The 12,500-nt window shown below is 67.6% G+C and carries 17 protein-coding genes; 7 read left to right on the forward strand and 10 right to left on the reverse strand.

Going from position 1 to position 12,500, the window contains the following annotated elements:
• Both DJ73_RS20050 and DJ73_RS02025 read left to right on the forward strand, forming a co-directional pair.
• Window positions 1-160 (forward strand): Vms1/Ankzf1 family peptidyl-tRNA hydrolase (locus DJ73_RS20050; RefSeq protein WP_275542249.1); only part of this gene is annotated, 160 nt, incomplete at its 5' end.
• Window positions 161-377: 217 nt separating this feature from the next.
• On the forward strand, window positions 378-2,558 hold the full coding sequence (locus tag DJ73_RS02025) for a PGF-CTERM sorting domain-containing protein (protein ID WP_254921566.1): 2,181 nt from the start codon (window positions 378-380) through the stop codon (window positions 2,556-2,558).
• Here DJ73_RS02025 and DJ73_RS02030 read toward each other — a convergent pair whose 3' ends face one another.
• From DJ73_RS02030 to DJ73_RS02040, 3 genes are read right to left on the reverse strand one after another with little or no spacing between them, the layout of a single operon-like run.
• Window positions 2,559-3,002, reverse strand: a complete 444-nt coding sequence (locus DJ73_RS02030) for a rhodanese-like domain-containing protein (protein ID WP_094522641.1) — start codon at window positions 3,000-3,002, stop codon at window positions 2,559-2,561.
• Window positions 3,002-3,328, reverse strand: coding sequence for a cupin domain-containing protein (locus tag DJ73_RS02035; RefSeq protein WP_094522639.1), 327 nt, complete (start codon window positions 3,326-3,328; stop codon window positions 3,002-3,004). Before DJ73_RS02035 ends, DJ73_RS02030 begins: the two co-directional genes overlap by 1 nt.
• Before the next feature lie 43 nt (window positions 3,329-3,371).
• Entirely contained in the window at window positions 3,372-4,328 is a 957-nt protein-coding gene (locus tag DJ73_RS02040; protein ID WP_094557159.1) for an alpha/beta fold hydrolase, read from the reverse strand.
• 252 nt (window positions 4,329-4,580) lie between these two features.
• On the opposite strand from DJ73_RS02040, the gene DJ73_RS02045 reads away from it, so the two are divergent.
• Window positions 4,581-6,029 (forward strand): sulfatase, encoded by a 1,449-nt coding sequence (locus DJ73_RS02045; RefSeq protein ID WP_094522635.1) that lies wholly within the window; start codon window positions 4,581-4,583, stop codon window positions 6,027-6,029.
• Window positions 6,029-6,451 carry a GtrA family protein gene (locus tag DJ73_RS02050; protein WP_094522633.1) on the forward strand — a complete coding sequence of 141 codons (423 nt, stop codon included), beginning with the start codon at window positions 6,029-6,031 and terminating at the stop codon, window positions 6,449-6,451. Before DJ73_RS02045 ends, DJ73_RS02050 begins: the two co-directional genes overlap by 1 nt.
• A gap of 23 nt (window positions 6,452-6,474) precedes the next feature.
• Here the strand turns inward: DJ73_RS02050 and DJ73_RS02055 are convergent, their stop codons facing one another.
• From DJ73_RS02055 to DJ73_RS20060, 7 genes are all read right to left on the reverse strand, one after another.
• Window positions 6,475-7,176: a TVP38/TMEM64 family protein gene (locus DJ73_RS02055; RefSeq protein WP_094522631.1), complete on the reverse strand. Its 702-nt coding sequence runs from the start codon at window positions 7,174-7,176 to the stop codon at window positions 6,475-6,477.
• Window positions 7,177-7,682: 506 nt separating this feature from the next.
• On the reverse strand, window positions 7,683-8,771 hold the full coding sequence (locus tag DJ73_RS02060) for a site-specific integrase (RefSeq protein ID WP_094557160.1): 1,089 nt from the start codon (window positions 8,769-8,771) through the stop codon (window positions 7,683-7,685).
• Complete coding sequence (locus DJ73_RS20780; protein ID WP_254921567.1) at window positions 8,768-8,896, reverse strand: hypothetical protein; 129 nt, start codon at window positions 8,894-8,896, stop codon at window positions 8,768-8,770. Before DJ73_RS20780 ends, DJ73_RS02060 begins: the two co-directional genes overlap by 4 nt.
• On the reverse strand, window positions 8,893-9,057 hold the full coding sequence (locus DJ73_RS20055; protein WP_176451055.1) for a hypothetical protein: 165 nt from the start codon (window positions 9,055-9,057) through the stop codon (window positions 8,893-8,895). Before DJ73_RS20055 ends, DJ73_RS20780 begins: the two co-directional genes overlap by 4 nt.
• Entirely contained in the window at window positions 9,054-9,320 is a 267-nt protein-coding gene (locus DJ73_RS02065) for a hypothetical protein (RefSeq protein ID WP_094557161.1), read from the reverse strand. The genes DJ73_RS20055 and DJ73_RS02065 overlap by 4 nt, the downstream gene beginning before the upstream one ends.
• Window positions 9,317-9,625: a helix-turn-helix transcriptional regulator gene (locus tag DJ73_RS02070; RefSeq protein ID WP_094557162.1), complete on the reverse strand. Its 309-nt coding sequence runs from the start codon at window positions 9,623-9,625 to the stop codon at window positions 9,317-9,319. Before DJ73_RS02070 ends, DJ73_RS02065 begins: the two co-directional genes overlap by 4 nt.
• Window positions 9,618-9,806, reverse strand: coding sequence for a hypothetical protein (locus tag DJ73_RS20060; protein ID WP_094557163.1), 189 nt, complete (start codon window positions 9,804-9,806; stop codon window positions 9,618-9,620). Before DJ73_RS20060 ends, DJ73_RS02070 begins: the two co-directional genes overlap by 8 nt.
• A gap of 280 nt (window positions 9,807-10,086) precedes the next feature.
• Between DJ73_RS20060 and DJ73_RS02080 the strand changes: the two genes are divergently transcribed.
• From DJ73_RS02080 to DJ73_RS02090, 3 genes are all read left to right on the forward strand, one after another.
• Window positions 10,087-10,329: a hypothetical protein gene (locus tag DJ73_RS02080; protein ID WP_254921568.1), complete on the forward strand. Its 243-nt coding sequence runs from the start codon at window positions 10,087-10,089 to the stop codon at window positions 10,327-10,329.
• Between the two features lie 32 nt (window positions 10,330-10,361).
• A complete protein-coding gene (locus tag DJ73_RS02085) occupies window positions 10,362-10,661 on the forward strand; it encodes a winged helix-turn-helix domain-containing protein (protein ID WP_094557165.1) in 300 nt (99 codons plus the stop codon).
• Between the two features lie 162 nt (window positions 10,662-10,823).
• Window positions 10,824-12,440 carry a pentapeptide repeat-containing protein gene (locus DJ73_RS02090; protein ID WP_176451056.1) on the forward strand — a complete coding sequence of 539 codons (1,617 nt, stop codon included), beginning with the start codon at window positions 10,824-10,826 and terminating at the stop codon, window positions 12,438-12,440.
• Window positions 12,441-12,500: the final 60 nt, after the last annotated feature.

The raw sequence follows: 12,500 nt of genomic DNA on the forward strand, positions 1-12,500 counted from the left end.
CGACGTCGACCGCGTGATCCTCGTCGGCGAGCGGAGCGTGCTCGGCGAGGTGCGCGACCACGCCGACGTCACCGACGTCTCGGACGCGACCGGGAAGCCGAAGGCCGCCCTCGAAGACGCCTTCCGCGACTTCTGGACCGCCCGGATCCACGGGATCTGACGCGGTCCGTGGACGCGGACGCGAGTCCGCCGCGACCGGTGGTATGCGGATTATAACTATGTCTCTCGAAGGCGAATTATGGCGTGGAGGGACGACACACGCTCCCTCTCCCCCCCTCGTCGATCGGCTTTTTTATGTCTCGCGTCCGGGCTCGGGAGCGACGCGTGTTCCCGCCGAGAGGAACAGGCATTTGTCGGCGTCGCACGGTGGTGGATCCATGACACGGTCGGGGTCGGATCCCGCGGTTCGGTCTGTTCTCGCCGTCCTCCTCGTCGCGATGCTGCTCGCGGCCGCGCTGCCGGCCGCCGGGAGCGCGGCGGTCGGGGAGCGTGCGGGCGCTGCCGAGCACGTCTCCCACGGATCGGTCGGTCCCGCGTCGCTCGACGGGGGCGAGAGCGTCTCGTCCGCCGCCGACCGAGCCGCTCGGACGGCTCAGGCCGACGACTCCGACGCGATCCGCCTGCGAAACGAGCTGTTCGCGACCGACGAACGCGGAACGGTCGGGGTCACGACGCGGGCGGAGATCCCCGACCGCGTCACGGAGCTTCGAGTGACACTCCTCAGCGCGAACGACGCCGCGGTCGAGGCCGACGGCTTCGAGCCGGCCGACGACGCCGGCGCCGACGGATCGACGTGGGCGTGGGACGGGGAGACGGCGACCCCCTCGCTCACCTACGCGATGGACGCGAACGACACCGTCGAGGAGGCGGGCCCGCTCGGCGCCCGCGGCTCCTACCGGTTCGTCGACGCGGGCGAGTGGGCGCTGGTCCGGACGCCGCGGACGAGAGCGAGCTGGTCGTACACCGGCCGGTACGACGGACAGGTCCGGCTGACGCGCGAGAACGCCGTCGACGGCGAGGGAGTCGCATCGCAGGCGATGGCGTTCCTCGGCCCCTACGAGGAGCACGTCCGCGAGGCCGGCGGCCAGCGCTACCGGCTGATCGTCCCCGCGGCGGCCGACCTCGAAGCGCCTCCCGAGGAGGTGTTCGGCGTCTTCGAGTCGGCGTCGACCGCGCTGCAGGTCGGCGCGCGCGACGAGACGGTGTTCGCGGTGGCGGCGCCCACCGGCGACGTCGGGTGGGGCGTCCGCGGGCTCCAGGTCGGCGACGCCGACTTGTGGGTCCGGGACGCGGAGCCGGCGGGTACCGCGACCGACGTCTGGACCCACGAGTACGTCCACACCCGGCAAGCGTACCGGACCGACGCGAGCGGCCGGTGGATCACCGAGGCGAGCGCGACCTACTACGCCGCGCTGTTCGCGCTCGACCGCGGCGCCGCCGACTTCGAGGAGTTCGAGCGGACGCTGGCGCGCGGCGAGCGCGACCCCGACGCCTCCGCGGTGCTCGCCGACCCCGGAACGTGGGAGCGGAACCCGGACTACACGAAGGGGGCGCTCGTCGCGGGCGAGATCGACCGTCGGCTCCGCGTCGCGACGGACGGGAGCGCCTCGCTGGCGACGGTCCTCCGCGAGCTGAACGCCGCTGACGGACCGGTCACCAACGAGGATATCCTCGACGCGATCGAGGCGGCCGCGGCCGAGGGGGCCGACGCTGAGACCGCGGCGGCGGTCCGCGCCGAGGCCGAGCGCCTGACGACCACGCGGGCGACGGCGGAGACGTGGGACCGCGGGGCCCACGCCGAGGCGTTCGGCGAGACGCCGGCGCAGGTCGGCTACGCCCTCGCCGACGACGGCGTCCGGGCGACCGGTGAGTACCGCGACCGTCCCGTCGCCCGCGGCCCCGTGGAACTCGTCGCGGGCGAGACGCTCGCGGCGGCGGTCGACGTCGCCAACACCGGCGGCGTCGCGGGCGAGTACGACCTCGCGCTGACCGTCGACGGCGACGCGGTCGCGACGCGGACCGGCACGGTCGACGCGGGCGCGGAGACCACGGTGCGCTTCGAGCGCGCCTTCGCGGAGCCCGGCGAACACGCGGTCCGGGTCGCCGGCGAGCGGCTGACGGTCGTCGTCTCGGAGCCCGCGCCGCCGTCGGTTCGCGGCGTCTCGACCGCCGCAGAGCGCGTGACCGCCGGCGACCCGGTCCGCGTCACCGCGACCGTCGGAAACGACGCGAGGCTCCCCGCGGGCGCCGACGTCGAGTTCCGCGTCGACGGGGAGACGGTCGCCACCGCGCCCGTCAGACTCGATTCCGGCGACCAAACGACCGTCGCTCGGAACGTCACGCTCGGGGAGTCGGGAGGCACCCGCGTGATCGGCGGCGATCGGGAAGCGAACGTGAGCGTCGTCGGCCCGGTCGACGGGGCGTCGACGACCGTCACCGTCGAGCGGAACGGCCCCGTCGCCGGCGCGACCGACGACGGCGTCCCCGGGTTCGGTCCCGTCGCCGCCGTGCTCGCGCTGATCGTCGCCGCCGTGACGTTCGGCCGGCGCCGCCCCTGATCAGAAGGGGGCGTCGGGCCCTTCGTCGGTCCCGCCGTCGCGCTCGTCGGCCTCGCCGGCCTCGCCGCTCTCCCCGTCCGTCGTCTCTAACTCGCCGACGTCGCGCTGCCACGCTTCGACGCCCCCGCGGAGGCTCTCGACGCGCGCGTCCCCGATCCCGGCGTAGCTCCCGATCAGCTGTGCGGCCTGCCGGCTGGCGATCCCGTGCGGGCAGACGGTGACGATCCGCGAGGCGCCGGTCAGGCCCTCGACGCGGGTCGTCAGCTCGGGGAACGGAACGCACTCGCTGCCGGGGAGGTGGCCGCGGTCGAACGCCCGCCGGTCGCGGATGTCGACGATCCGGAGACCGCCCTCGTCGTCCTCGCTCCCGTCCGCGTCGCCGTCGGCTCCGTCCTCTTCGTCGAGAAGCGCCGCGAGCTCCTCGGGGTCGACCTCACCGTCCATCAGGGGAGCGGGCAGAGGCTCGCCGTGAGCACGGCTCGCTCGTCGGTCTCGTTGCGCGCGCCGTGGACCTCGCCGCGCTCGTTCGGGACCACCGCGGGCGCCGAGAGCGCCTCCTCGGCGTCGTCTCTGACGACCGTCGGCTCCCCCTCGATAACGTGGAAGACGTTGGTCGAGTCGGCGTGTTCGTGCGGGTCGACGGCGGCGTCCGGGCCGAGGACGAACGCCTTGACGAGCACGTCGTCGGTGACGACGAGCTCGGCGGTCTCCACCTCGCCCGGCGCGGGGTCGAGGTCGGCGACGGCGTCCGCGTATCTGTCGAGCGTCATGCCTCACGGTGGTGGCCGTCGGTATAAAAGGTCCGTGGCGAGGTCACTCGCGCGCGCCGGGCAGGAGCGGGTCCGCGTGCTCGGCGATCGCCTCCGCGACCCGGTGCGGCTCCTCGTGGACGACCCAGTGCGTCGCGGCGTCAAGGGTCAACAGCCGACCGTCGGTGCAGTGCTCCACGCTCCGGCCGGCCATTCGCTTGGTGAGGAAGCGGTCCTTCGCGCCCCAGATCACCAGCGTCGGGACCTCGACGCGGGTGTGCTCCGGAGTTGGCCGGTCTCGAACGATCGCCCGGTACCAGTTCACCATCGCCTCGAAGGCGCCCTCGCGGTTCCACGCGCGGCGGTAGCGACGAACGTCCTCGTCGCCGAACGTGCCGGGGTTGCTGGAGTCGCGGAGCCCGCGGACGGCCAGCCGCCAGTCGCCCGCGCTGGCGACCGCCTCGGGGAGCTTCGGGAGCTGGAACGCGAGCACGTACCAGCTCTTGAGCCGCTGGTCCCACGAGCTCCGGAGCGTCTCCTCGAAGACGGTCGGATGCGGGACGTTCGCGGCGACGAATTCGGAGACGCGGTCGGCGTGGTGGAGCGCGAGCCACCACCCCACCGCCGCCCCCCAGTCGTGGCCGGCGACGGCGGCGGTGTCCCGCCCGTACGCGTCGACGATGCCGACGACGTCGCGGGCGAGCTCGTCGATCCGGTAGTCGCTCACGGCCGGCGGTTTCTCCGAGAGGTTGTACCCGCGCTGGTCCGGGACCACGACGCGGTACCCGGCGCTGGCGAGCGTCGCGATCGCCTCGTGCCAGCCGTACCAGAACTCCGGGAATCCGTGGAGTAGGACGAGCAGCTTCCCGTCTTCCGGCCCCGCCTCGACGACGTGGAGCCGGACGCCGTTCGTCTCCACGGCCCGCGACTCGGCCGGCACCGACTCGGGAATCTCGTCGCCCGGGACGTCGGCGTCGAGGGCGTCGACGCCGCGGACCGCCTCGGTCGTCGCATCGCTCATATCTGCCCCTTCGCGGGCCCGCGGCAAATAGCTACGCTCCCGCCGTCTCCGAGATCGAAATCCTCAAGCCGTTGGCAAGCGCTCTCTGGGGTATACTCGTGTTGCTGACGCGCGGCTCGACGAGACGCGGGCCGGCCGCCGGCTCACCGCGTCAACGGAGATCCGCGCCCCAGTCGGGCCGCCGAAAATTCGCGGTCCGACCGGTCGGGCCGTCCCGCGGCGTCGCGACGACGGAGACACCCACCGCATAACATGGCACCGGACACCTCACACGCGGACGAGACCGTATCGAACGTCGTTCTCGTCACGATAGATTCGCTGCGAGCCGACGCGATAGCACCGTACGACACCGATCGGATCTCGCCGGTACTCGACGACCTCGCCGACGACGGAACGACGTTCGACCGGGCGTTCGCGACCGGAAACTGGACGCCCTTTTCGTTCCCGTCGATCCTCGCGTCCGAACCCGTTTTCGCCCGGAACGACGACATCGGCGTGACCGGCGCGCGGACGCTGGCTTCGGTGCTCTCGGAGGCGCGGATCGAAACCGGCGGCTTCAACGCCGCCAACGGCTTCCTCACGTCTCACTGGGGGTACCCCGAGGGGTTCGACGAGTTCGAGCCGTTCGTCACCAGCGTCGGGTCGAGCCGGTACAGCCGGTATCTCGCGGCCCACCCGACGGTCGAAGCGTGGATCCAGCTGCTCGCCTCGCCGTTCCGCCGACTCAAGTCCAAGGTCAGCGGCCAGAGCGACGACCGCCCCTTCCTCGATGCCTCGCGCATGTTCGACGTCGAGGACGCCGCGACGGAGTTCATCGACGACGCCGACGGACCGTTTTTCCTGTGGACCCACTACATGGACACGCACACGCCGTACGTCCCGGCGCCGCGGTACATCCGCGAGGTGTCCGACGGGCTCGTCGGGACCCACCGGATGCTCCACGCGCACACCCGCACGAGCCTCGGACTCGAGGTTGGCGAGCGGACCCTCCGCGACCTCCGGACGCTGTACCAGGCGACCGTGCGACAGGTGGACGCCAGCGTGGGCCGGCTGCTCGACGCCCTGGAGGCGGCCGGCGTCGCCGACGAGACCGCGATCGTCGTCGCGGGCGACCACGGCGAGGAGTTCCAGGAACACGGCCACCTCGCGCATTACCCGAAGCTGTACGACGAGCTGATCCGCGTCCCGTTCATCGTCAACGTCCCCGGCGAGGACGGCGGGCGCGTCTCCGAACACGTCGGCCTCGACGCGATCCCGCCGACCGTGGCCGACCTGCTCGGCATCGAGTCGCCGCCGGAGTGGCGCGGGGAGTCGGTGACGCCCGCGGTCCGAGGGGACGCCGACCCCGATCAGGAGCCCGTCGTCTCCGTGACCGTTCGCGGCGAGGAGGTGACCGAGCAGCCGATCCCGCGGTCGATGGCCGACGGCGACCTCCTCGTGAGCGTCCGTGACGCCGAGTGGACGTACGTCGAGAACGCGGACACGGGCGAGACGGAGCTGTACCACCGTCCCTCGGACCCGACCCAGCAGGAGGACCTGTCCGCGGACCCGACCGACGAGGAGCTGGCCGTCGTCGAGCGCTTCGCGCCGATCGCCGCGGACCACGTCGCCGAGCTCCGCGACCGGGAGGGGGACGCCGCCGGGGACGACGAGGTCGACGAGGACCTCGAGGCCCGGCTCGAGGCGCTCGGCTATCGGTGATGGTCCGGGCGATCCTCCGCAACCTCGTCAGCGGACCGATCGCCGTCCAAATGCGCCGGTTCGTCACCGTCGGCGCGTTCACAGCGGGGATTCAGATGGGGCTGCTCTGGCTGTTCGTCGACGCCGCCGGGATCAACTACCTGATCGGCGCGGCGGTCGCCATCGAGATCACGATCATTCTCTCGTACGTGTTCAACAACGCGTGGACGTTCGAAGCGAGCCAGAACACGGGCACGATCGAGTACCTCTCCGGGCTGGCGAAGACGAACCTCGTCCGCGGGACCGCCATCCCGATCCAGCTCGGCGTCCTCTACGCGCTCGTGGAGTGGGGCGGAATCCTGTATCTCATCGCGAACGCGGTCGCCATCTTGCTCAGCGGGGTCTACCGGTTCGTCCTCGACCGGCGGTGGACTTGGGGTTGACCCGGGACCAGTCAGGGGACCTCTTAAAAAGGAAGCCGCGGTTCGACCCGGGCGAGGACGTCGCGGATCGCCTCCTGCTTGTAGTAACCGACCACGGAAGCGAGGACGACCGTGAGGATGAGCCCGAACCCGGAGAGGAACCGCCCGCTCGCGAGCTGGCCGCCGGCGTAGACGGTGAACACGTACGCTGGAAGGCGACCCACGCTGATCACGGCGATGAACGTGGGGAGCTTCCACTTCGTGAGACCGCTTAAAAAGCAGATCGCGTCGTCGGGGAGGCCGGGGATGATGACGAACGCGAACAGCCCCGGGACGCCGACCGTGTCGACGAACTCGTCGAAGCGGGCGACCACGTCCGGGTGAAGCACGTCCTCGACGAACGACCGGCCGTACCGCTTCGCGAGCGAGAAGGCGATGGCGCTCCCGATGAGGACGCCGGTGACGCTGTAGACCGTGCCCCAGAAGGGGCCGAAGAGGTAGCCGGCGACGAGTGCGACGACCTGCCCCGGGATGGGCGCGACGATCACTTGGAGGGCTTGGATGGCGATGAACACGAGCGGAGCGAGCACGCCGAACTGCCGGAGCCACACCCGCAGGGCCTCGGCGTTCGTGATGAACCCCAAGTACTCCCGGACGAGGAGGTAGAGGCCCACGAACGCGAGCAGGACGGCGACGACCGCGAGGATCCCCCGCCGTCTGTCCGACGCCGAGGCGAAGAGTCTCATTCGTGTTGTATCCGGCTAGCGGTGGACTTGAAGGTTGTTAAAACCGGAGTTCGGACAGCGGAGCGTGAGACCGCGTTCGAAACGGGCGGACCGAGCCGCCCAGGGTCGGCGAGGCGTCGCTGCGGGGTCGACAGACGGATGCGGGAGACGTGGGCCGGCGCGAATTCGAATACGGACGAGACGGTCCGGGTCGCTCCCGTCGGTCGCTTCCCGGGCGTGCGACTCGTCGTCCCTCGCTCGCTTCGCTCGCGAGGGCGTGGTTACGGCCACCCGAACGCGGTCGCTAGCTGGGTGAAATGCGGGAGAAGTGGGCCGGCACGAATATTGAATCACGGTCGCAAATCGGAGAGTTGCTCCCTGATTCAAATTCGCCCGGCGGCAGCTTCACCCCACTACGGACTCCTCGCTAGCGCTCGTCGTTGCGAAGTGGGGTGAAAATGGGCCGGCACGATGTACATTTAGCCGTCTGCGTAACCGGCTCACACTGTTCTCCCGCGTCGTTCCGCTCAGTTGAGTTCATTGTCGAAATTCTGGTTTTCCGTCAGCTGATCGACGTAGTCCTGTCGCTGTTCCATCCGGTCTCGGTACCGCCGCCACCGGTCCTCCTTCGAGGCCCAATCGTAGTGATTCTCGATCGTCTTCACCGTCGCGTCGACCCGCTCCGCGACGACCTCCGGCGGGATCCCCTGGTTCAGCTGCCAGGTGATCGACCCCGTCCGTATCGGATGCGGAGATCTCGAGGACGGGCACTTGCTCAGGTGCGCGTACTGCGTCCACTCGCAGGTGCTCGGATCCTTGTCGTGCGGACAGCCTCCGGCGACGCACGGCTGCGTGGCGCCGTAGCTCCACACTCGGACGGTGTTCTCCGTCGGCCGGCCCTGCGCGCTGGCTAAGAGGGGCTTGCGGCCGTGCTCGTCGCGGACGTCGAACCGCTTCCCCTCGATGTACTCGCTGACGACGCGAGCCACCTCGTCGGGAACCCCGACCGGTCGCTCACCCCGCCGGTTGTTCTTGAGCGGCGTGTCCGTGTCCGGTCGGTGCCGGAACTCCACCCAGCTCTGTTCGCCGTCTTCGTAGCGCGCGTTCAGGTCGCGGACGTCGAGCGTCCGCAGCCCGCTCTGGCGGGCGCCGGTGTACCACGCGAGCTCCAGGAACGCGTGCGCCCTGCTGGCGCGGTCCTGCTCCGACGCGCGGTAGTGCTCGATCAGCCGCATCGCCGCCGGCGTCGAGAGGCTCGTCTCGTCGGCGCGGTCCTCCGGGTTGATGTCCGGGATGCGGACCGAGTCGCTGAGGCCCTCCTCGACGGCGTCGATCTGCTCGAGGTACTCCGCGAACATCCGCATCGTCCACATCTCGCCTTCGAGAGTCGACGGCGCGACCTTCGCGCTGCGGATCTCGTAGTACTCGTCGATGTCGTAGCCGCGGAGCTGGCCGACGTGGTCGAGGCCGATGCCCTCGCACCACTCCACGAAGAGCTTGAGGCGGTACTTCCACGACTTCACGGTCGCCTCCGTGGCATCGGCTCGCCGACGTCGGAGGTACCGCTGTGCGGCCTTCCGCACCGACATCTCCTCCGGTGCCTGCCTGCTCGTCATGGTCCCCGGTTCAGACAGACCAACGACCGGCCCGAGTAGTGGCCGCAGTTCGGGCACGTGCCGCCGTTCACGAACCGGTTGACGAGCCGCTCGCACTGCGGGCACTCCCACAGCTTCCCGGTCACGGAGCCACCACCTCGCCGGTGTCGAACTCGCTCGCGGGGATGCCCGCCTGCCGGCGCGCCATGTCGACCGCGGCCGAGTCCGTCGCGAGCACGCCGACGTCAACCGTCTCGACGTGCCGGCCGTGCGACGAGCGCAGTTCGACGTCGACCTCCCGGCTCACGGGTCGGCCTCCGGCGCGTCGAGCTCGTCGTAGTCGAGATCGCGGAGCTCCGCGGTCACCCAGCTCGCGTCACCCGGCAGATTCCGGGCGAGCCGGTGGATGTCGTAGTCCGTGACGACCGCACCGGGGGTCATCACCGCGTAGAGCAGCTGCGGGGAGTGGTAGCCCGCGGGCTCCAGCTCCGGGTCCGCGTCGGGGTCGAGGCGCTCGACGCCGACCGTGTACGCGGTCGCCTCGCCGTCGGCGATGCGGGTGAACCTCATTCGTCACCTCGCTCCCACGACTGGCGGTCGGCGAGCAGCTCCAGCGCCTCGTCGGTGAGCTCGTACTCGTTCGTCCGGCGGTCGAGCTCGCCCTTCTCGACGAAGCCGCTCCGGACGAGCGTGTCGAGGTTCGGGTAGAGGCGGCCGTGGTTGACCTCGCCGTAGCCCATCTCCCCCAGCGACTCCTTGATCCGGAGGCCGTGGACGTCGCCGTCGAGGCGCGTCAGTTGCCAGAGGATGTCGCGCTGGAAGCCCGTCAGGTCGACGTAGCTCTCGCGGACGTCCCCCTGAGTCGCGCTACTCATCGCGCACCTCCCGCACGTCGCTGCGGAGGTCGCCGAACGCGTCCGCGCACTCCTCGCAGAGCGCGCCGCCGTACGCCGCGTCGTAGCCGTCAGCCGGCGCTTCGCAGAGACCGCAGCCGTGGTTACGTCCGCTCAGTTCGTCAGCCGTCGCGCAGGGCTTAAGCCCCGCAGTTGCCTTCATTGGCATGGTTCTGTGGTTTCAGCACAGAACCCGACCCGGTCGGGCGCTGTAACGCCGCGACCGGGATCCTACATTTTCTCACACTGCCGAGAGTCTCTCACTCGGGCTCCGTGGTCCACGCAAAGAAACGAAGTATCTTATAGTTAACGAAGAGTCCTATGGGACCTATTGTGTCTCACAAGCACATATAGGGGGAACAAAGTTTCTTCGCGGAAACTTCGTGTCTATGAGGAAGAGCGCAGATTGGATGACTATCTGGGACGATCGGATTTTGGAGATCATGAGCGCCGAAGGCCCTACCTCACCGACTCCGCTGTCTAAGCACGAGTACATTGATATCGGAAAGTCGGGCGTTTCCAAGCGTCTGAACCGGATGAAGGATCACGGACTAGTCCAAGAACTCGGAAACGGGGTGTACTCGATCACACCAGCTGGGGAATCTTATCTTGAAGGTGAGCTCGACGCGAAGTCCATCGACGAGGGATCCGAGGCCGAGAACGGCGACGAAAATGCTCATGTCTAACTCGAATTATGTACAAAAAATCGGCAAACTGGATGGTGCAGGAAGACGAGAATATCCTTGAGTATCTCAGTCGCGAAGACCCGGCATCAGCGTGGGAGATATCCCACGATCTCCACCTCCGCCGTAGATTTGTCCGCACCCGCCTCCGCATCCTAGCGAATGCCGGGTGGGTCGCCAACGACGATCGCGGCGACCTCGACGACCACTGGTCGATCACAACGCGGGGCGCGGGATATCTCGCTGGCTACGTCGACGCCAAGCTGATCCGTCCGCTTCCCGCGCTCCGTCCGCCCCATGCGACGCGTCCCGGCTGGTGGGCCGGGTTTGGGTAACGGATGAACGGGGTTCCAGAAGGGAAGTGCGGGTATACGTGGCCAGGAGATCACAAAGTGGGCGACCGGCCGGATCATCAGAGTTGTTGCTGGCGCGCCACCTATCGGGACTCAAGTCGGTGTGTTTGGCACTCTGATCCCGACGAAGTAGGTGAAAAGTCCGTGGAAGCGTTGCAGCAATCTTTGGTCGACGCTGAGGTTAGAGACCAAACACAACCGTGTGGTGAATTACTCGATGGATCAGTGCTGGCCGGAATCGAATTTAATCTCAATTCTTCATTAGATGGATATTATCTCCGAGATTCTGATCTTTCTAAAACTGTACTCTTTGACGCCGATCTCACCAACGTCAATCTCATACAAGCCGACCTCACTAATGCAGTCCTCGGATGTAGCGACTTCACCAATGCCGATCTCAAGTATGCCGACCTCACTAATGCCGACCTCCTACAAGCTGACCTCACCGGTACTAACCTCTACAAGGCAGACCTCACTAATGCTAATCTCTTTACGGCCGAACTCCCCAACGCCAACCTCTTCAAGACCAACTTTTCGCAGGCAGATCTTCCTCAGGCCGATCTTACCAACACCGATCTTCGGGGTGCAGACCTGAGTGGTGCCAACCTCGTGGGTACTGACTTTACTGGCGCTGATCTCTTCGGTGTCAACTTCACCAACCCAAACCTCGCGGGTGCTGACTTTACTGGCGCCAACCTCTACGAGGTCAACCTTACTAACTCCCATCTCATGGATACTATCCTTATTAACACCGACCTCCGACATGCCGACCTTTCTGACGCCAACCTTCAACATGCCGACCTCACCGATGCCTATCTTACCGGTGCTGACCTCCACGACGCCGATTTTAAAGATACCCTCCTGCGTTGGGCCTCGCTTACAGACGTAACTGCCATCCGCACGAACTTCGCCGACGCTGACCTTCTTGGAGCGAACTTAGAGGGTGCATCTCTGAAAGATAGCCAATTCGATGGCGCCAATCTCACAGGCGCACGGCTGTACGATACGAAGCCTCAGGGGATGTCGATCAACGATCAGACAGTCTTCAGCGAGCAGACCGTGTACGAACGGGAGGCTGACCCCTGCGATACGTGGCGTCCCCTCAACGGAAAGATGACTACACCAATATCGCTCAAGGACAAGATCGCTCTCGCAGTACGGAGCGGTCAGGTACTTCAGTCGCGCTTTCGCAGCGCCGACGCGAGTCCGCCCTCTGGATCCATCGCGAAGGTCCGACAGGCCATCAAACGATTCCGGCGCCATCGCAGCCTCGATACGGAGGACCGGCGAGAAGTCGGCAATCGACTGAAGAAAGCGACCAGCGTGTACCGCATCCGACAGCGCCTCCAGCGCGAGAACAGCCGGCCACGCGACGTTGCGCAACCCTACGTGAGAGAGCAGCACTCCCGCCGAAAGCGCGCCTTCGCCACGCGCTCGTACTGGGAGTGGTTCAAGCACGCAACGTATCGGTGGGTCATGCTCTACGGCGAGAGCCCCGCCCGCGTCATCGGCACCTCGATCGCGGTCGTCGCCGTCTTCGCGGCGATCTACTCGATCGTCGGTGGGATCGTGATCGGCGGCGAGACGCCCGGCCTTATCGGCAACATCTACTTCAGCGCCGTCACCTTCTCGACGCTCGGCTACGGCGGCATCGAACCGGTTACTACGACTACGCAGCTGCTCGCGAGCGTTCAGTCGTTGATCGGTGGGATCCTGATCGCGCTGCTCGTCGCCGTGTTTGGGCGTCGGGCGCTTCGGTAGGGACAAGTGGATAGGTTGGTACTTGTCATCGAGTTAGCGATTGATGTCGATGAATAGGGA

Source organism: Halorubrum sp. Ea1, assembly GCF_002252965.1.
Taxonomy (GTDB): Archaea; Halobacteriota; Halobacteria; order Halobacteriales; family Haloferacaceae; genus Halorubrum.